The following is a 17787-nucleotide window of genomic DNA, read 5'->3' on the forward strand; positions in this document are numbered from 1 at the left end:
TAATCAATTTTTACGTGTAACTACTGTACAGAAAGCGTTTTATATTTTTTAATCAGTTGTTGAAAACACTGAAGCTATAAATTTTTTTGATCATAATACCCCGTAAAAAGCAGTAGATATTCGGAGGTGTCAAAGTATTATTTTTTACACCTACACGTAGGTACATCCGTACAAACCGAAGCTAGAGATGAACAAAATAATTGATCCATCCCCAAAATCTTCGGAGTCCCGTTTCAACAAATAAGTATATTTGCTTATTGTCTAAGGCTTCGACTCAGGTTGACTCATCTTTTCTAAAGATGCTTGTAATGTTTGAGTCAAATTTTCCACGGCTTGACGGCGACTTACTTTATAATCAGACCATCGTTGAGAGATCGAAATCGGTTTTCCCACGACCATTTGTACTCGTCGCTTTCCTAAATATGGAGTTTGACTGGGGTTTCCGCCTTTGAGTCGAGTGATCATCGTCCAAACGATAATCGTAATTTCTGCAAAACGGTCAAAGGTGGGATTTTCCTGAACATATTTCCCACTCACGGCGACAAAACTCTCCACTAATCTCATATGCCACATTCGCAGACTGGCTTCTTCTGCAACTCGACGGGCTAATCCTCGTTCAACGGGTGACAAAGCTTCCAGATCTTTAATATCTTCTCGATAAATACAATCCCATCCTGTTTGTTCAATCCGACGACAACGTTCAGTTAAAGTTCCTTTGGGTTTAATCGCAAAGTGACTTTCTGCAACTTGTAAAGCAATATCTAACAGTCGTTGTAATCGGAAGGGTAATTCTTCTGTTTGATCTGTAGGAATGTGTTGATGATAATATTGACGATAAAAATTCTCCATCAAATCCAGCAAATAATTCCCTAAGTTAATCAGACGGGGATAAAGTGAACTGGGTGTCGGTTTAGAATCAGAAGCCGTTAAACCACAGTCGGTTTCCATTTCAAACAAAAGTTGGGCGATCGCTTGCCAATTATCTCTGATATAATGATATTGAATTCCCAATGGAATAATCAAGACTTCTTCACTCCGTTGGGCTTTTTGCAAGTCTTCGACACACCAAAAACCGAGTTGAGCAATTCCAGGTTCTAACGGACTAACTTGGTGATTTAAACCATTTGTTGCGCCTTCGGGTGCGGCTGCGATGGGAAAGCGACCATTTACAAATAAATTTCGGGCTGATCTTAATCCTTGACGGTCAAGTTTTCCTCGTAATATTGAAGTGCCGCCCAATTTTGGAAATAACCAAGTTACATAGTTTCCCGCCCATAACGGAATACCACGATCATACATGAAATGGGCATGAACAGGAGGTTTTAAAGATATTCCTTGTTTTTTTGCCTGTTGCGGAATTTTTCGCCAAAATAACTGAGAAATCGGTAAGGGATCATCGGGGTTGGGATGACGAAAGGCTAACATAAACCGAACTTTTTCTTGTTGGAATTGTTGATATAGTTCAACTAATTGTTCGACGTTTTCTGCTTGGATTTCGGTAATGGGAGTTTGGAAGCGAATCCACCACGGAAAAATCCATTGACTGAGTTTTAAAACTCCAGGTTGAAAGTCGGGAGGGATAAATTCTAAGGGTGGTTGTACGTTGATCATTGAGTTGGACATTTTTTAAAATTCCCTGATGATTTTAAATTATTTTAACTCTACTCCTGAGTTGTACCTTTGTATAGAAGATTTATTTCTAAAAGACTGGGGTTACTTCCCAATACAAAATCGACTGAATATTCGATCTAAAACAGATTCGGTGACTTCTTCTCCAGTCACTTCTCCTAAAGCTTGAATAGCTTCTCGCAGATCAATTGTCCAAAAATCTAAAGGGAGTTGATTTTCTATGGTTATTTTCATTTGGTCTAAGGCTTTTTTTGCCCGAGTAATAACAGATGCTTGACGTTGGTTGATGGCAATATCTAGGTTTTTGGCTTGGAGATTTCCGGCGTTAATGGCGGTTAAAATTGCAGTTTCGAGTTCGGTAATTCCTTGATTTAAAGCAGCTGCGGTTTTGACTGTTAATAAATTTTCGCGGTTCAGTTTTGCTAAAATTTCTTCAACTTTTGCGTCTAATTCGTTGGCAGATACTCGGTCAATTTTGTTAAGGATTAAAATCAAAGGACGGTGTTGCACTTGTTGATAAATTTCTTCGTCGCTTTCTGTCCAACCTGCTTCAGCATCTATGGTTAATAAGACTAAATCTGCTAACTTTGCCGCCGTTTGCGATCGCTCTATACCAATTTTTTCGACTTGATCTTCGGAGTTGCGAATTCCGGCTGTATCTAATACTTGTACGGGAATTCCACCAACTACTAATTGGGATTCTACTACATCCCGAGTTGTACCGGGAAGGTCTGTTACAATGGCGCGATCACTCTGACTCCACGCATTTAATAAACTTGATTTTCCCACATTTGGACGACCCACAATTGCGACTTTCAATCCACTTCTCAATCGTTCACCTTTTTCGGCAGTTTCTATTAAGATTGACAATTCCGCAGAAATCTGGTTTACTTGTGATACTATCTCGGGAACGTTTAGTGGCGGTAGGTCTTCCTCGAAGTCAATCCGGGCTTCAATTTCCGCTAACACATCCAAACAAGTCGCTCGCAATTGACGGATCGGAGTCGCCAGTTTTCCTTGTAATCCAGCGATCGCAGCAAGAGCCGCAGCTTGAGACTGAGAACCGACTAACTCCGCAATACTTTCAGCTTGGGTAAGGTCAATCCGTCCATTGAGAAAAGCCCGTAGGGTAAACTCTCCCGGTTGAGCCAGTCTTGCTCCGGCTTCTAAACAGAGTTGTAGCACCTGCTGAACGGCGATAATTCCCCCGTGACAATGAAACTCAACCACATCTTCACGAGTGTAGGAACGAGGAGCAAGCATCAGCAATAGCAAGGCTTCATCGACAACCTGTTGCGTCTGAGGATGACGAATATAGCCGTACAGGATGCGATGGCTTTCCCAGGGTTGACGTCCGGGTGCCGCAAACAGCAATTTAGCGATCGCGATCGCTTGAGAGCCAGATAAGCGCACAATGCCAATACTTCCCTGTTGAGGAACAATAGCGGTGGCGATCGCTACAATTGTTTCACCGCCCGATCCGGTTTCTGACATGAGTTGCCATTTAACAAACTGAGTTCTTTTATCTTACCTGTCTAGATGAATGATCAAACAATCACAATAGTTTCTCTCTAAAGATTGATGGAGTTATTCAAGTTTGACTGATATATTAGTAAATGTGAATAACAAGCTTACCGGATGAGGGTTTTGCTGTTGTGACTCATTGCTTTTCACCGAAGGAGAGCGAATTGACAAGTGAAAAGACGGTACAAATAATAATAAGCTGATTTCGTTGAGAAGTTTTTATCGCTTCCTTCTCTTTACCACTCCAAGGCGAGGCGCAATCCTCGATCAGAACAGTCTGAGGTAGTGAACGATATTAGTTGATTATATCCCTCTTATTGCCTATTTCTTGTGCAGATTTCTCGCGCTTTGATTCAGGCAATCTTCATCTGTAGTTTAGCAGAAAATCGTGAGGTTTGCAACTTCTAATTTACAAAACAGAAAATTGGGCTGAGTTCGCTTGAATCGCTTGCCATTCGTGATTAGATAAAGGTTCAGTTTTTAACTCGATTTGAAAACATTGACAAGCGGCTTGAACTAAAGCAGTGATTACCAGATTTTGAACATCAGAAAATAGAGTGTTTGATTCACCATCATAGTTTTGATTAAACCCTTGTAGAATAGAAGGCAAAGCTATCATTCCAAACACCTGTTGATGTAGTTTAATATCAGGATCTAACCGCATAGAACCGTGTTGTAAGATAGCATGATCCCGTCGGAGTTGAGCGCTACCAATTAACTTAGAACCATCAGATAAAATTAAATCTGCGCCTGTCGCTGTTCCAAAACAATTCGGGTTGTGAATGTAGCCCCGCCCTGCTGAACCGTAATCAAGTTTAAACCCCAGTTGACCCCACCCCTCAATCAAAAACTGACAAACCGTTTGATAGGCTTCCAGACGCCGCTCAGAGAGTCCAGAAGTCACCACCGCATAAGTTAAATCCCCTTGATGGAGTACCGCCCTTCCCCCGCTAGGACGGCGCACTAATTCTACAGATTGTCCGAGCCACGTTAAGTTTTGCCAAGATTCTGGCCAACGGCGTTGATGATAACCGAGAGAGATGGCAGCAGGTTCCCAGGTATAAAACCGTAATGTGGGGGGATGTTTACCCTGACGATGTTGTTCGAGTAACCAAGCATCAATCGCCATTTGTTGCTGTCCTGAAGCCTTAAGAAATGGGATAAAACGCCAGACTGAAGGGGTATTGGACATAGAAACAAAGCGAGGGAAATTGGGGAGATATAGCAGAAGTTGGGAGGTCAGAAATCAGCTTTATTGTCCAAATTCCGCTTGTAAGTCATCATCATTATCATCAGCGATTGTTGCAACCACGGTAATAATTCGAGAAATTTCAGCCGGAGTAATTCCAGCCAGAGTCCGGTTAGAAAGAACGATAACTTGTTGGTTATTGATAGCAAAATGAGATTCATAGGTGGATAACCAATTCATCTCCAATAGTTTTCGCATCAATGTTGCTTCATTTTTAGCCGGAAGTTGCAAGACAGGCGACCAAACCGTAAGGGTATCATCTTCGGTGTCTCCGGTTAACTGTACAAAAACTTCCGCACTTCCATATTGAAACTTCCACAAATGACCCGCATCGCTTTGACCAACCATCACTTTCTGGTCTTTTGCCAAACCGACAATCACTGTTTCAATTTCTTCAGTATAGGTGATCGTTGTCTCGGGTTCTAAATCTTCGGAGATAGCCTCTAGATTTTGGGGCGTTGTACTGCTCATCGCAAGTTCCTCTGATGAAAAGATTGAGTGTCTGCACCCATAGTATCGCGCTAATCGATGGTTTTCATCCTGTCAAAAGTCGGTTTTCCAGTCGCACCAGAAAATCCAACTTTTCGACTAACAGACTAGAAGCCTAGCCCACTTTTTGCTTTTGCTTTTTCTGAGTCTGATTTAAGCCATTGAGGAACATCGGTACAAACTGTTCCATAAAAACTTTCGGATCGCGTTCCCAAGCCCGTTGTGCGGCTTGCAACCGAGTTAACTGTAACTGAGGAGCAACCAAAGTTTCGGGTAAACGCTGCATTAAATATTGGGGACGTTCCCAAACGGGTAGAGTATTGGCAATATCAACGAGTTTGCTGACTCGACGCAATTCGGCACCGAAGGTAATATCCATTCCCGACTCGTAGGCAGCTTGTTCAATGGCGGCATATTTTTGTCGGGCTTGTTCGACCTTTTCGCGATGTTCTGGACTCTTACGAGCCATTTGAGCAAGCCAACGATTTCCCCAACGAACATGACCCGCTTCTTCGGGAAAAATGCGTTCAATGGTTTCGCGAATTTTGATATTTTCCTCAGTTTGGGGGGCTTGTTTGAGGGCATAAATATGAGCGGAAAAATATTCACATCCTCGCTTTTCAGTAACATTAATAGCAGCTAGGGCGGCAATTATTCCATCTTCCAAGTTCTGCTCTGGGTCATACTGCTCTTGGTCGAGGAGTCGATCAAATTCATCAATATAAGACGATCCGGGAGGTTTACCCAAATCGGCTCCTAAATCATACAACAGATCGGTTAACCAAACTGCGTGACGGGCTTCGTCAGAAACATGGTGGGATAAATCTCGAACTAATTCACGGGGCTGACCGTTGAGCTTTTCAATAACATTGGTCAGATCTAAGCAACTGTGTTGCTCATTGTATCGATAACGGTTGAGGGTAATGAGGTGAATTTCGCGATTTGGTACAACCCGTTGCATGATGTCACGGGCGCTCAGAGAGTTACTTAGTTTTCGAGGATAAACAACAGTCATAACGTTATCAATTATTGCGGATCAAAGGTTTTATTAAAAAGCCTCTGAGATTGTAACGCAGTCTTCATAATTGCGCCGTCTAACTAACGGGTGAGAGGGATAGTTGCAAGGAAGTAACACGAAAAGAGCCACCCGTAGAAGGTGGCGTGTAAAATCTCAAGATTCAATTGGCCTAAACGTTAGACATCATAGTAGAGCGCAAACTCATAGGGGTGAGGACGTAACCGCATGGGGTTAACCTCGTTATCAAGTTTGTAGGAAATCCAGTTGGCAATGAAGTCTTCGCTGAAAACGCCGGATTCCGTTAAGAACGCATGATCATTTTCCAAAGCTTCGAGGGCAAGTTCCAACGAACCGGGAGTTGAAGGAATCTTGCTTAACTCCTCAGGAGACAAGTCGTAGATGTCTACATCGAGGGGTTCACCGGGGTCAATTTTGTTTTTGATCCCATCTATCCCGGCACATAGCATCGCCGCAAACGCTAAGTAGGGGTTCGCTGTCGCATCAGGACAACGGAATTCCAGGCGCTTGGCTTTGGGATTATCACCCGAGAGGGGAATCCGCACAGAAGCCGAACGATTACCCTGAGAATAAGCCAAGTTTACCGGAGCTTCAAAACCCGGAACCAAGCGCTTGTAAGAGTTGGTTGTCGGGTTCGTTAAAGCGAGTAACGCCGGAGCATGACGGAGAATACCGCCGATGTAATGCAAGCCCATTTCACTGAAACCTGCGTATTTGTCCCCTCCAAATAGAGGCTGACCGTCTTTCCAGATAGACTGGTGACAGTGCATCCCCGAACCGTTGTCATTAAAGAGAGGTTTGGGCATAAACGTTACGGTTTTGCCATATTTTTTAGCAACATTCTTAATGACATATTTATAAATCATCAAGTTATCAGCCGCTTCAATTAAAGTGCCGAAACGGAAACCTAACTCATTCTGACCCCCAGTGGCGACTTCATGGTGATGCTTTTCAATGGGAACGCCACATTCTGCCATGGTCAGCAGCATTTCAGTCCGCATATCCTGCATTGTATCGGTGGGAGAAACGGGGAAATAGCCTTCTTTGTAACGGGGCTTGTATCCTAAGTTTCCGCCGGGTTCTTCCCGTCCTGAATTCCAACGACCCTCAATAGAGTCAACATAGTAGTAGCTAGAGCTTTGGGTTTGATCAAAGCGAACATCATCAAATACAAAGAATTCTGCCTCTGGCCCAAAGAAAGCAGTATTTCCGATCCCTGTTGATTCGAGATAGTCAATCGCCTTTTGAGCAATCACCCGAGGACAACGACTATACCATTCGCCTGTACGGGGTTCTTTGATGCTACAAATGATACTCAGTGTGGGTTCAGCCATGAAGGGATCGATCCAAGCCGTCTTGGGGTCGAGTGTCATCATCATGTCCGATTCGTTGATCGCTTTCCATCCCCGAATACTGGAACCATCAAAAGGAACGCCGTCTGTAAATGAACTTTCGTCAATCTGATCGTGGTAAACCGTTAAGTGCTGCCAGATTCCTGGCATATCAATAAACTTAAGGTCGATCATTTTAATATTCTGGTCTTGAATCATGCTCAAGACTTCTTGCGATGTTTCTGGCATATAAGCCTCCATATAGTCTGCGATCTGAGGCGCTCAGGCGATCTTCTCAACCAAGCATCTGGTTGATCATAGTGACTCAGATTGATTAAGTTTTGTATCAAGCATTACACTATAACACGACATGGCTCAGAATAATTGAAAGAATATGATAAGGAGATTATTTTCATGCGGGACGCAGTTACGAGCCTGATTAAAAATTACGACTTGACAGGACGATATTTAGACCGAGATGCCATTGATCAATTAAAATCCTACTTTCAAACGGGAACCGCACGGGTGCAAGCTGCTGCCGTGATTAATGGTAACGCAGCCGGACTGGTCAAACAAGCAGGTTCTCAATTATTTGAAGAACTCCCTGAACTGATTCGTCCAGGTGGTAATGCCTACACGACTCGCCGTTATGCGGCTTGCTTGCGTGATATGGATTATTATCTACGCTATGCAACCTATGCGATGGTCGCAGGGGATACCGATGTTCTCGATGAACGGGTTTTACAAGGATTACGGGAAACTTATAATTCTCTCAGTGTTCCCATTGGCCCGACGGTTGTGGGAATTGGTATTCTAAACGCTCTGGTTCGTGAACAAGTCGCAGCAGCCGGAGTTCCCACAGGTGAATACCTTGATCGACCTTTTGATCACTTGATTCGTGAGTTATCAGAAACAGATATCTAGAGATTTTTTCTAGAATTGACTCGATTTCACTGGTTTTGATTGCAAATTTGATACCCAATCATTGGGGGGTGTTTTTTTTCACCATTCCGGCGGGTTGGAAGCCCACACCATAATCTTTGATTTGGTGTGAGGAGGAAAACCCGCACAGCGATTTTCGGTATGGTAATAGATCATCATGTGAGTTTTGAGTTGCCGTGAAACAAGTCAATCACGCTAGTTGTACGCCTTCAACCCACCCCAGAGCAGTCTCAATTAATCGAGAAAACTGCGGTGGCGTTTGCTGATGCCTGCAACTGGATCAACGGCAACGTTAATTCAAATCTGACCAACAGAAACTCCATCCAAGCAATCTGCTACAGCGATGTTAAGTCCCAATTTGGATTGACAGCCAATCATGTAGTTAGGGCGTGCGCGAGGGTCGCAGCAAATCGATTAACTGCCAAACGGAAACGGAGAAAAGTCAGGGAATTTAAACCGACAAGTTTTGACTGCGATGCCCGAACCTTTCGGATTATTGAAGAAGGGTATTTGGTCAGCCTCAGCACGACAGAAAAACGGATTAAAGTTCCGATGAGGGTTAGCAATTACCACATCGGAAAACTTCAAGGACGCCCATCCACTTCCGCTCAGGTCTGCAAGCATCGAGATGGCAACTTTTATATCCATATCCAACTAAAATCCGATGCGCCCAAGCTGAAAAAATCCAAAAATGTAATTGGGGTGGATTTTGGCAGGCGAGATATTGCCGTTACCTCGACGGGTAATTCTTGGTCGGGAAAAGATATCAGCAGCATCCGAGACAAGTATTTCAGGACTCGGACATCATTACAGAAAAAAGCGTCTCAAGGCACAAGATCTACACGCCGTCGGGCGAGAGAGATTTTGAAACGGCTATCGGGACGGGAAAAAAGGTATCAATCGTGGTTAAACCACAACATTTCCAGTTCAATCATTCGAGAAGCTATTGCCACTGACTCAATTGTTGCCGTGGAAGATTTGACGGGAATTCGAGAGGTGCGATTCGTTGGCTAGAAACCAAGCCTCACAAGGCTTAGGGGGATTAGCCGCAAGGGTGAACCTTGACAACTTGATAGTCATGTGGGTGATAGCAAGTAACCTAGAAAGCTAAAGTCCCACTCCGCAGGTGCAGCGGTAAAAGCACATCCCCCAGGTTTGCGACTAGCCATCAACACCTGAAGCGGGGATGAAAGGCGGCAATGCTGGTAGCCTAAAACTGGCAACCGTCGAGCAAGAATCCATGCATAGTATAACGAAGATGCGATTGAACTATCGTGATACCGAACCAGCCAAATAAGGCTGACAGGCTGGGAGTCCCAAAAGGGCAAGGATAATGGGGAATTGGCGGTTTTCTCGCCGACCAATAAGCACTTCCTCTAAACCCGGTAGATAGCATCATGCTAAAGATTCAACCAATGACTATCAGGAACGAAGTAACCGCCTGAAGGTTCTTAGCTAGGTCGATTAGTTAAGAAGGTGCTAACCGCAAGCCTCAGGTTGGTGAGATTGAGTCAGAAGCTAACGCTCTGGGTAATGCCAGAGATATGCTAACAGACTCACGGTGACATGGAAGATAGAGTTTTAAGTAGTGAGTACAGATGTCCAAAACGAGTTTAAAGACTACGGTGGAATGGCGCTCGATTAACTGGCGCAAGCTAGAACGTCGGGTATACAAGCTCCAAAAGAGAATCTATCGAGCCTCTCAACGTGGTGATGTAAAAGCAGTTCGCAGACTCCAAAAGACGTTGATGAAGTCTTGGTCAGCAAGATCATTAGCGGTTCGTAGAGTAACCCAGGATAACACTGGTAAAAAGACAGCAGGAGTGGATGGAGTTAAATCTCTAACCCCAGTAGCACGTCTGAATCTAGTAAACAACCTAAAACTGGGTTCTAAGGTTAGACCAACCAGGCGAGTATGGATTCCCAAACCTGGGACGGAAGAGAAGCGACCTTTAGGGATACCTACAATGAATGACCGCGCCATGCAAGCACTTGTCAAGCTGGCGTTAGAACCAGAATGGGAAGCGCGATTTGAACCTAACTCATACGGGTTCAGACCAGGACGCTCATGCCACGATGCAGTCGCAGCAATATACCTAAGCATTCATAACAAATCCAAATATGTACTGGATGCCGACATAGCCAAATGCTTCGACAAAATCGACCATGAAGCACTGCTAAACAAATTAAATACATTTCCGACCATCCGCCGACAAGTTCGTGCATGGTTAAAAGCGGGAGTGATGGATAACAGGCAGTATTTCGATACATCTGAGGGTACGCCACAGGGCGGGGTCATTTCCCCACTACTAGCAAATATCGCCCTACATGGATTGGAACAGTGGATAAAACAAGCCTTTCCCAGAAGGGGCTACAGAAAAGAAGGAAAATACTATACCTTCTCAGCCCCAGAGGTTATCCGCTATGCAGATGACTTCGTGATTCTCCACGAAGATATCTCTACAGTCCTGAGATGCAGGGAAACAGTCTCTGAATGGTTAAAAGGCATGGGTTTGGAACTAAAACCTAGTAAAACAAGAATCGCTCACACTCTCATACAATATGAGCGAGAAAAGCCAGGATTTGAATTCCTTGGATTCAATATAAGGCAATACCCAGCAGGTAAATACCAGTCGGGAAAAACCACAAAAGGGGAAAGGTTGCTAGGTTTTAAAACAATCATCACACCAAGCAAGGATAAGCAAAAAGTACACCATCAACAAGTGGCAAAAATAATTGAGGCTCATAAGTCGGCTCCGCAAGCGGCGCTAATCAATAGACTAAATCCTGTTATCAGGGGTTGGGCAAATTATTACTCAACAGTATGTAGCAAGAAAAGCTACGCTGAACAAGACCACCAAATGTACCAAAAACTAAGAGCTTGGGCAAGATTCCGTCACCTTAAGAAATCCAGAGGATGGATAGTCAGAAAATACTGGCAAACCATAGAAGGTGATAATTGGAGATTCGCAGTTAAAGGAAAGGGTGACAACCCAATTCGACTTTTAAAACATGACAAAACGCCCATAGTTCGTCATGTCAAAGTCAAAGGCGAATCATCACCCTACGATGGAAACATGGTCTACTGGAGTACAAGAATAGGAAACAACCCGGAAATGCCAACTAGAGTGGCTAAACTACTCAAACGGCAAAAAGGAAAATGTCCCCACTGCGGTCTATACTTCCGCGAAGAAGACGTGATGGAAATCGACCACAGAATCCCCAAGTCAAAGGGCGGAAAGGATTCTTATGATAACTGGGATTTACTTCACAGACATTGCCACGACACAAAGACAGCCAATGACGGCAGTCTCGGCACACAATATGGCTGCAATAGTGCCAAGCCTAAACCCACCAAAAGACTTGAAAAAGTCGAGGACAAATGGGTAATGAGGTATGCATGACAAGCACTATGTCACTGAGGAGCCGTGTAACGGGAAACTGTTACGCACGGTTTTGGAGACCAGCGGGTTTCGTGAGAAACTCGCTGAGTTTAATAGAACCAACCAAAAACCCAGAAACAAAACAGAACGCAGGCGTTCCAACTCCTGGGCTTTTTATCAATTGAGAGCCTTCCTCGAATACAAAGGGATTAAAGAAGGGGTGAAAGTGATAGCTATCCCCCCGTCTTATACTTCTCAAACCTGTGTGCGATTCGTTTTGGAGAAACCCAGAAATGGGAGGATTCCAAGCTCTAATAGGGTAACCTTCGGGTTGAGTTCGCACTTTAACCCCCTATTAGATGACAACTTAATAGTCATGTGAGTGAGAGAATCCCTCAAGTCTCACACCGTCGATGCTGCGGTTAAAGCACTTCCCCCAGGTTTGCGACTAGCCATCAAAGCCTGAAGCGGGGATGAAAGGCATAAAGTGAAGGGAACCTAACCCGACACCTGCCAAGCAAGAGTCCATGAGTAGCGAAAGCAAAGACATGGTTGAACCATCGTGAGAGATAACCAGCGAAACTAGGTTGTTACGCTGGGAGTCCCAAAAAGGGCAAGGATTGGTAGAAATAAAAGGCTCAAACCTTATTCTATCGCGGGGTTGGCAATTACACGTTTGACCAACCAAGCATCCCGTAATAAACCCGGTGGAGAGTGTCGCTCTAAAGGCTCAAACCAATGACTATTAGGAACGAAGTAACCTATCGTTTTGCTCTTAAGAAGGCCGATATCTTAAGTAGGTGCTAACCATATGCAGCGATTAGGAAAGATTGGGTCAAAAGCGAATGCCCTCCTGTAATAAGAGGGATATGCCAACAGACCCACGATGATTTGGATGATCAAGTCTCAAGTAGTAAGTACAAATGTCTAAAACGAGTTTAAAGACTACGGTGGAATGGCGCTCAATTAACTGGCGAAAGCTAGAAAAGCGGGTGTATAAGCTTCAAAAGAGAATTTATCGAGCCTCTCAACGTGGTGATGTCAAAGCAGTACGCAGACTCCAAAAGATGTTGATGAAGTCTTGGTCAGCAAAGGCTTTAGCGGTTCGTAGAGTTACCCAAGATAATACTGGCAAAAAGACAGCAGGAGTGGACGGAATAAAATTTCTATCCCCAGAAGCTCGCCTGAAGCTAGTAAACAAGTTGAAACTGGGTTCCAAGGTCAGACCTACTCGGCGAGTATGGATTCCCAAGCCAGGTACGGAAGAGAAGCGACCTTTAGGCATACCTACAATGGAAGACCGAGCCTTGCAAGCACTTGTCAAACTGGCATTAGAACCAGAATGGGAAGCGCGATTTGAACCCAACAGTTATGGGTTCAGACCGGGACGCTCATGTCAAGATGCAATCGGAGCAATATTTAACTGTATTAGGTACAAGAATAAATACGTTCTTGATGCCGACATTTCAAAATGCTTCGACAAAATCGACCATGAAGCACTGCTAAGAAAATTAAATACATCTCCCACCATACGCCGACAAGTTCGAGCTTGGTTAAAAGCGGGGGTGATGGATGGTAAACAGTTGTTTCCTACATCTGAGGGTACGCCACAGGGAGGAGTTATTTCCCCCCTATTGGCAAACATTGCCCTTCACGGGATGGAAGAACGGATAAAAAAGGAATTCCCCAAAAGGGATACATCCATTAAAGGTAAGCGCATTAGCTATAACGCTGCTCAACTTATCCGGTACGCCGATGACTTTGTGATTCTCCACGAAGACATAACCGTAGTCCAAAGATGCAGAGATATAATCTCTGAATGGTTGAAAGATATGGGCTTAGAGTTAAAACCTAGTAAAACCCGCCTAGTTCACACACTAATACAAGTGGATGGACAATCCCCTGGATTCAATTTCCTGGGGTTCAAAATCAGGCAATTCCCAGTAGGAAAATACACTACCGGGAAAAACACATTCAAGGAGCCACTAGGTTTTTCAACAATCATCACCCCAAGCCAAGAAAAAGTTAAATTACACCTTAAAGAATTAGCAAAAGTAATAGACACCCATAGGGCAGCCTCTCAGTCAAAACTGATTGAATCTCTCAATCCGGTTATCAAAGGATGGGCAAACTATTACAGAGCAATCCCCAGTAGTAAGACATTCTACAGGTTAGACTTTTTGGTGTATCAAAAACTTAGGGCATGGGCAAAACATCGCCATCCAAGTAAGTCAGGAAATTGGATAGCAACCAAATACTGGCACACAATCGGCGGTGATAACTGGATATTCGCAACCAGACAAGGAGACAACCTCTTGTGGTTACATAAGCATGGAAACATCAAAAGCATGAACCATGCCAAAGTTAAAGGCGAATCGTCACCATACGACGGCAACCTGGTTTATTGGAGTACAAGAATGGGTAACAACCCAGAAATGCCAAGTAGGGTATCAAAACTCCTGAAACAGCAAAAAGGGCGATGCGCCCATTGCAAACTATACTTCCGTGAGGGAGATGTGATGGAAGTTGACCACAAAATCCCCAAATCGCAAGGTGGAAAGGATTCATACGACAACTGGCAACTCCTACACAGACATTGCCATGATACAAAGACTGTCAACGATGGCAGTCTTGGCGACAAATCCGGTTGCAACAGAACCGAGCCTAAGCCGCCAGTCCTCCCAGAATGGTTTTGGGAAGACGATATGCTGGTAATGAGGTATGTGTGACAAACGCCAAGTCATTGAGGAGCCGTGTGAAGCGAAAGTTTCACGCACGGTTTTGGAGAGCGGCGGCTCTCGTGAGGGAGTCGCCGACTTTAATCAGAAGTGTCTGCACATCGGAACCCGAAACAATAAGTCTTTTAAGTGCGAAAACTGCGGCAATAATTGTGATGCTGACTACAACGGCGCGAAGATGATTGAACTGTGGGGCTGTTCTGTAAACCAGCCCAGAGGCTCAGAGCTATTGTCTTGCGACATTAACTCTAGGGCTACTGAAAGCCTACACTTACCCTACCGGAAGTGTAGGTAGTTTACCCCTCTTTGTGATCGAGATAGTCATCTAAAACAGTTGTGGTAAAATTAGTCTGGTTAAGATGTGTAGAACCCGCTCTGAGAAAATCTCTTGGCAAAACAAAGGCTCGATACTCTATTAATTGATCGCAACTTGTGTTCTTCCAGACACATCGCCCAACGCTTGATCCGGGCGGGAGAGGTGATGGTGAATCAACAGGTAATTGATAAACCGGGTACGGAAATTGACTTAGAAGCCCAAATCAAAGTTAAACAGCGATCGCCTTTTGTTTCTCGGGGCGGAGAAAAATTAATCAAAGCTTTAGATTATTTTAAGATTAATGTGAGCGAACGCATCTGTATTGATGGCGGAATCTCAACCGGAGGTTTTACAGACTGTTTGCTTCAAGCCGGTGCCAAACGGATTTACGGGATTGACGTCGGTTATGGACAAGTAGACTGGCGACTCCGCACAGATCCGCGAGTGATTTTGCTTGAACGCACGAACCTCAGACATTTGACACCCGAACAACTCTATAGCCAGTCTGAACACTCTATTTCTCCCCTTGCGAAAAAAGACATCGAACCGGATACTAAGGAAAGTGATCTCGAAAGTTACGCAGATTTGGCCGTTGTTGATGTGTCGTTTATTTCCCTAACGAAAGTTCTCCCGGCTCTCTGGCATCTTCTCCAACTGCCTCGTGAGGTGGTACTCTTGGTAAAGCCGCAATTTGAAGTCGGTAAGGGGCGCGTCGGGAAAAAGGGAGTTGTGCGATCGCCATTTGATCAAGCTGATACTATTTTCCAGGTCTGTTCTACGGCGGAAACGCTGGGATGGAAGTATCGGGGTTTAACGGGATCACCCCTCCAAGGCCCTGCTGGTAACATTGAGTATTTGTTGTGGTTAAGTGTCGAAGGTGAGCCATTTCCCGACCTTGATTTCATCCAACAAACTGCACAATCAACTCAAGAAGACTTATCTCGTTCGTCGTCTAAATCCTCAATTCGCTCGTAGTTCCATGCAGTTGATCAACCAACTTGGGCGTGTCGGTCTATACATCATTAGTGCTTTTGGCTATGTGGCTTGTGGAGCGATTTTGTTTGGGGTCGCCGTTGCCATTAAAGTTGTAGTGCTGATGCTAGCTCATCGATATCTATATCCTATCTTTATTTTTGGTGATTTGCTTCGGGGACTGGAGCTAATCAATTTACTCAATCTATTGGTTTTTGCTGTCGTCGGAATGGGATTTGGGTTAGCAACTGCTTTACTTCCTTCTCAACTGGGTCGCAAAATTAGTGCCGGATTTTTGGTGATTTTGGTTCCGATCATTTTAGCGATTCCTCAATCTGTAAAATACGATTTGTGGATTCAAGATATTGTGACCGATGACCAAATTCCTAAACCAGAAGCAATTGAATTAGCCAATAGTTTTTTAGAAAGTCGGGTGAACCATCCGGGAGTATTTGGATTTTATCTCTACACAGGTCAATTTCCGATGATTCCCACGAAAGTATCTCAAATGGAAGATTTAGCCAAACTTGAAAAACAAGTTAATTCTAGATTTGTTAAAGTGAGTGGTATTCCTCCGACGGTGGTGACATGGTTAATGGGAATTTGTTTTTGGGGAATTAGAATTTTTTATTTTTGTGTCGCCGTCGTGACCACAGTTGCTCATTTCAAAGATGGTTTAAAAATTGTTGGACGTTATTAAAATATTGGGGTGCTTTAGCGCAGCAACAAACACGGAATCAAGCAACGCGCAATTGTAGCATCTACCGACTGTTCTCCTCTCACTGTGATTGTTATGTCTATGATCCCGGATTATTTAGTTATCCTGATTGTTGCTTTAGTGATTATTCCTGCTGTGGTGGCGGTGTTGTTACGCATGGCACTTCATTATTATCTCACGAGTCAAGGTAATCAAGTTTGGCGATTAATCTACGGGAAAGTTTCAGGAAATAAACCGAGATTAATTCAAGATTTAGAAATTCGTTTAGCACAAGCCAGACGGGAGTTAGAACAAGTCAATACAGGTGCATTAATCGATCATATTTACAGTCAGGAAAGAGTTTTCTTCATCTCCTGCGAACAAATTGACTACTTTACCCGTATTTTACCCAACTTATTATTATCCTTTGGCTTATTGGGAACTTTTGTCGGAATTACAATTAATTTAGCCGCTTTGAGTCAAGCCGTAAGTGCAACGAGTGGAACCGATATTACCAGTTTATTACAAGAAATTCAACAACCGCTACAAGGAATGGGAATCGCCTTTATTACCAGTTTAACAGCAATTTTGTTTAGTGCATTTCTAACCATTGTTAATTTTCTGTTTAATACAACATTTGCCAAAAATAAACTCTTGAGTGGGTTAGAAGATTATCTGGATAATATCTATCAACCCACCCTCAAAGGAGAAACCCATTTAGATCGAGTAGTTCAGGGAATGGTGAATACTTTTGATCGGTTTTTACATCAATTTAGTCAAACGATTCAAAGTTCTATTGAAGTTGCACTCCAAGAAAAAATTCAAGAAGTTTCAGAAGCACAAATTAAAACCAGTCAACTCACCGAACAAGTTTATCATCGATTAGTTGAAGCTTCATTGCAAATCACCCAAAGTTCCGAGAGTTTCCAACAAACAACAAATCAGTTTATGGAAGCGGCGCAAGCTTTTGAACGCAGTCAGTTCCCGCAAACACTCTCTAGCGCAACCACAAACCTCGCCAATACTCAGCGCAACTTTTCTCAGTCTGCTACGAGTTTATCGTCTTCTGTTCAATCCGTTGACTTGGCAATGATCGAACTGCAAAATTATAGCAAACGGTTGATTAAATTTGGCGAACAAATGAACCAAACCAATCAAACTTCCCAGGAGATTATTGAGGCGCATCGCATCAACCAACAGTCTCTCGGAGAGATGACCCAACAGCTTCAAAATGCGACACAAGGCTTCCAACTGGCGATGAATACATTAGACATTTTACAACGACGCATGGTAACGCGCACTGAAAGTTTAGAAGAAATTCAAAGTGAGTTAACCAAGCTAGTAATTGCAATTGAACGGTATACAGAAAGCGTGCGTACAGGACTAGATAAACTGGGCGATCGCTTGACTCAAAATACAATGTATTCTACTGTTCAAAATCCTCAACCTTGAAATCATTATTGCGATTAAAACTACTGTGG

14 protein-coding genes are annotated in these 17787 nt (G+C 43.7%); 8 read left to right on the plus strand and 6 right to left on the minus strand.

The window, feature by feature from the left end; genetic code table 11:
• Nucleotides 1-261: 261 nt before the first annotated feature.
• The 6 genes from L8106_RS10580 to glnA form a co-directional block, all read right to left on the minus strand.
• The gene (locus L8106_RS10580; protein WP_009784278.1) at nucleotides 262-1623 is read right to left on the minus strand and encodes a glycerol acyltransferase; all 1362 of its coding nucleotides are present in this window, start codon (nucleotides 1621-1623) and stop codon (nucleotides 262-264) included.
• Nucleotides 1624-1713: 90 nt separating this feature from the next.
• Nucleotides 1714-3123: a tRNA uridine-5-carboxymethylaminomethyl(34) synthesis GTPase MnmE gene (gene mnmE, locus L8106_RS10585; protein ID WP_009784279.1), complete on the minus strand. Its 1410-nt coding sequence runs from the start codon at nucleotides 3121-3123 to the stop codon at nucleotides 1714-1716.
• Between the two features lie 439 nt (nucleotides 3124-3562).
• Nucleotides 3563-4345 carry a lipoate--protein ligase family protein gene (locus L8106_RS10590; protein ID WP_039895995.1) on the minus strand — a complete coding sequence of 261 codons (783 nt, stop codon included), beginning with the start codon at nucleotides 4343-4345 and terminating at the stop codon, nucleotides 3563-3565.
• Nucleotides 4346-4405: 60 nt separating this feature from the next.
• Nucleotides 4406-4873, minus strand: coding sequence for a YbjN domain-containing protein (locus L8106_RS10595; RefSeq protein ID WP_009784281.1), 468 nt, complete (start codon nucleotides 4871-4873; stop codon nucleotides 4406-4408).
• Nucleotides 4874-5006: 133 nt separating this feature from the next.
• Complete coding sequence (locus L8106_RS10600) at nucleotides 5007-5906, minus strand: ferritin-like domain-containing protein (RefSeq protein WP_009784282.1); 900 nt, start codon at nucleotides 5904-5906, stop codon at nucleotides 5007-5009.
• Nucleotides 5907-6085: 179 nt separating this feature from the next.
• Nucleotides 6086-7507: a type I glutamate--ammonia ligase gene (gene glnA / locus L8106_RS10605; RefSeq protein ID WP_009784283.1), complete on the minus strand. Its 1422-nt coding sequence runs from the start codon at nucleotides 7505-7507 to the stop codon at nucleotides 6086-6088.
• Between the two features lie 165 nt (nucleotides 7508-7672).
• Here glnA and apcB point away from each other — a divergent pair, with 165 nt between their 5' ends.
• The 8 genes from apcB (at nucleotide 7673) to L8106_RS10645 (ending at nucleotide 17758) form a co-directional block, all read left to right on the plus strand.
• Nucleotides 7673-8182, plus strand: a complete 510-nt coding sequence (gene apcB / locus L8106_RS10610) for an allophycocyanin subunit beta (RefSeq protein WP_009784284.1) — start codon at nucleotides 7673-7675, stop codon at nucleotides 8180-8182.
• A 270-nt stretch (nucleotides 8183-8452) separates the two neighbouring features.
• Nucleotides 8453-9214: a transposase gene (locus L8106_RS10615; protein WP_009784285.1), complete on the plus strand. Its 762-nt coding sequence runs from the start codon at nucleotides 8453-8455 to the stop codon at nucleotides 9212-9214.
• Nucleotides 9215-9798: 584 nt separating this feature from the next.
• Nucleotides 9799-11604 carry a group II intron reverse transcriptase/maturase gene (gene ltrA / locus L8106_RS10620; protein ID WP_009784286.1) on the plus strand — a complete coding sequence of 602 codons (1806 nt, stop codon included), beginning with the start codon at nucleotides 9799-9801 and terminating at the stop codon, nucleotides 11602-11604.
• A complete protein-coding gene (locus tag L8106_RS34435) occupies nucleotides 11597-11965 on the plus strand; it encodes a zinc ribbon domain-containing protein (RefSeq protein ID WP_039895998.1) in 369 nt (122 codons plus the stop codon). Before ltrA (L8106_RS10620) ends, L8106_RS34435 begins: the two co-directional genes overlap by 8 nt.
• Nucleotides 11966-12506: 541 nt before the next feature.
• Nucleotides 12507-14312: a group II intron reverse transcriptase/maturase gene (ltrA, locus tag L8106_RS10630; RefSeq protein WP_009784288.1), complete on the plus strand. Its 1806-nt coding sequence runs from the start codon at nucleotides 12507-12509 to the stop codon at nucleotides 14310-14312.
• 397 nt (nucleotides 14313-14709) lie between these two features.
• Nucleotides 14710-15612: a TlyA family RNA methyltransferase gene (locus tag L8106_RS10635; protein WP_009784289.1), complete on the plus strand. Its 903-nt coding sequence runs from the start codon at nucleotides 14710-14712 to the stop codon at nucleotides 15610-15612.
• Between the two features lie 4 nt (nucleotides 15613-15616).
• Complete coding sequence (locus L8106_RS10640) at nucleotides 15617-16309, plus strand: hypothetical protein (protein WP_009784290.1); 693 nt, start codon at nucleotides 15617-15619, stop codon at nucleotides 16307-16309.
• A 93-nt stretch (nucleotides 16310-16402) separates the two neighbouring features.
• Nucleotides 16403-17758, plus strand: a complete 1356-nt coding sequence (locus tag L8106_RS10645; RefSeq protein ID WP_009784291.1) for a hypothetical protein — start codon at nucleotides 16403-16405, stop codon at nucleotides 17756-17758.
• Nucleotides 17759-17787 lie beyond the last annotated feature (29 nt).

Source organism: Lyngbya sp. PCC 8106, assembly GCF_000169095.1.
In the GTDB taxonomy this organism is placed as follows: domain Bacteria; phylum Cyanobacteriota; class Cyanobacteriia; order Cyanobacteriales; family Microcoleaceae; genus Capilliphycus.

Excerpts from the sequence above, each read along its gene's own strand:
- L8106_RS10640 (WP_009784290.1), top strand. The coding sequence starts at position 15,617 with ATGCAGTTGATCAACCAACTTGGGCGTGTCGGTCTATACATCATTAGT.
- glnA (WP_009784283.1), bottom strand. The coding sequence starts at position 7,507 with ATGCCAGAAACATCGCAAGAAGTCTTGAGCATGATTCAAGACCAGAAT.
- mnmE (WP_009784279.1), bottom strand. The coding sequence starts at position 3,123 with ATGTCAGAAACCGGATCGGGCGGTGAAACAATTGTAGCGATCGCCACC.
- ltrA (WP_009784286.1), top strand. The coding sequence starts at position 9,799 with ATGTCCAAAACGAGTTTAAAGACTACGGTGGAATGGCGCTCGATTAAC.
- ltrA (WP_009784288.1), top strand. The coding sequence starts at position 12,507 with ATGTCTAAAACGAGTTTAAAGACTACGGTGGAATGGCGCTCAATTAAC.
- L8106_RS34435 (WP_039895998.1), top strand. The coding sequence starts at position 11,597 with ATGCATGACAAGCACTATGTCACTGAGGAGCCGTGTAACGGGAAACTG.
- L8106_RS10595 (WP_009784281.1), bottom strand. The coding sequence starts at position 4,873 with ATGAGCAGTACAACGCCCCAAAATCTAGAGGCTATCTCCGAAGATTTA.
- L8106_RS10580 (WP_009784278.1), bottom strand. The coding sequence starts at position 1,623 with ATGTCCAACTCAATGATCAACGTACAACCACCCTTAGAATTTATCCCT.
- apcB (WP_009784284.1), top strand. The coding sequence starts at position 7,673 with ATGCGGGACGCAGTTACGAGCCTGATTAAAAATTACGACTTGACAGGA.
- L8106_RS10590 (WP_039895995.1), bottom strand. The coding sequence starts at position 4,345 with ATGTCCAATACCCCTTCAGTCTGGCGTTTTATCCCATTTCTTAAGGCT.
- L8106_RS10600 (WP_009784282.1), bottom strand. The coding sequence starts at position 5,906 with ATGACTGTTGTTTATCCTCGAAAACTAAGTAACTCTCTGAGCGCCCGT.
- L8106_RS10645 (WP_009784291.1), top strand. The coding sequence starts at position 16,403 with ATGTCTATGATCCCGGATTATTTAGTTATCCTGATTGTTGCTTTAGTG.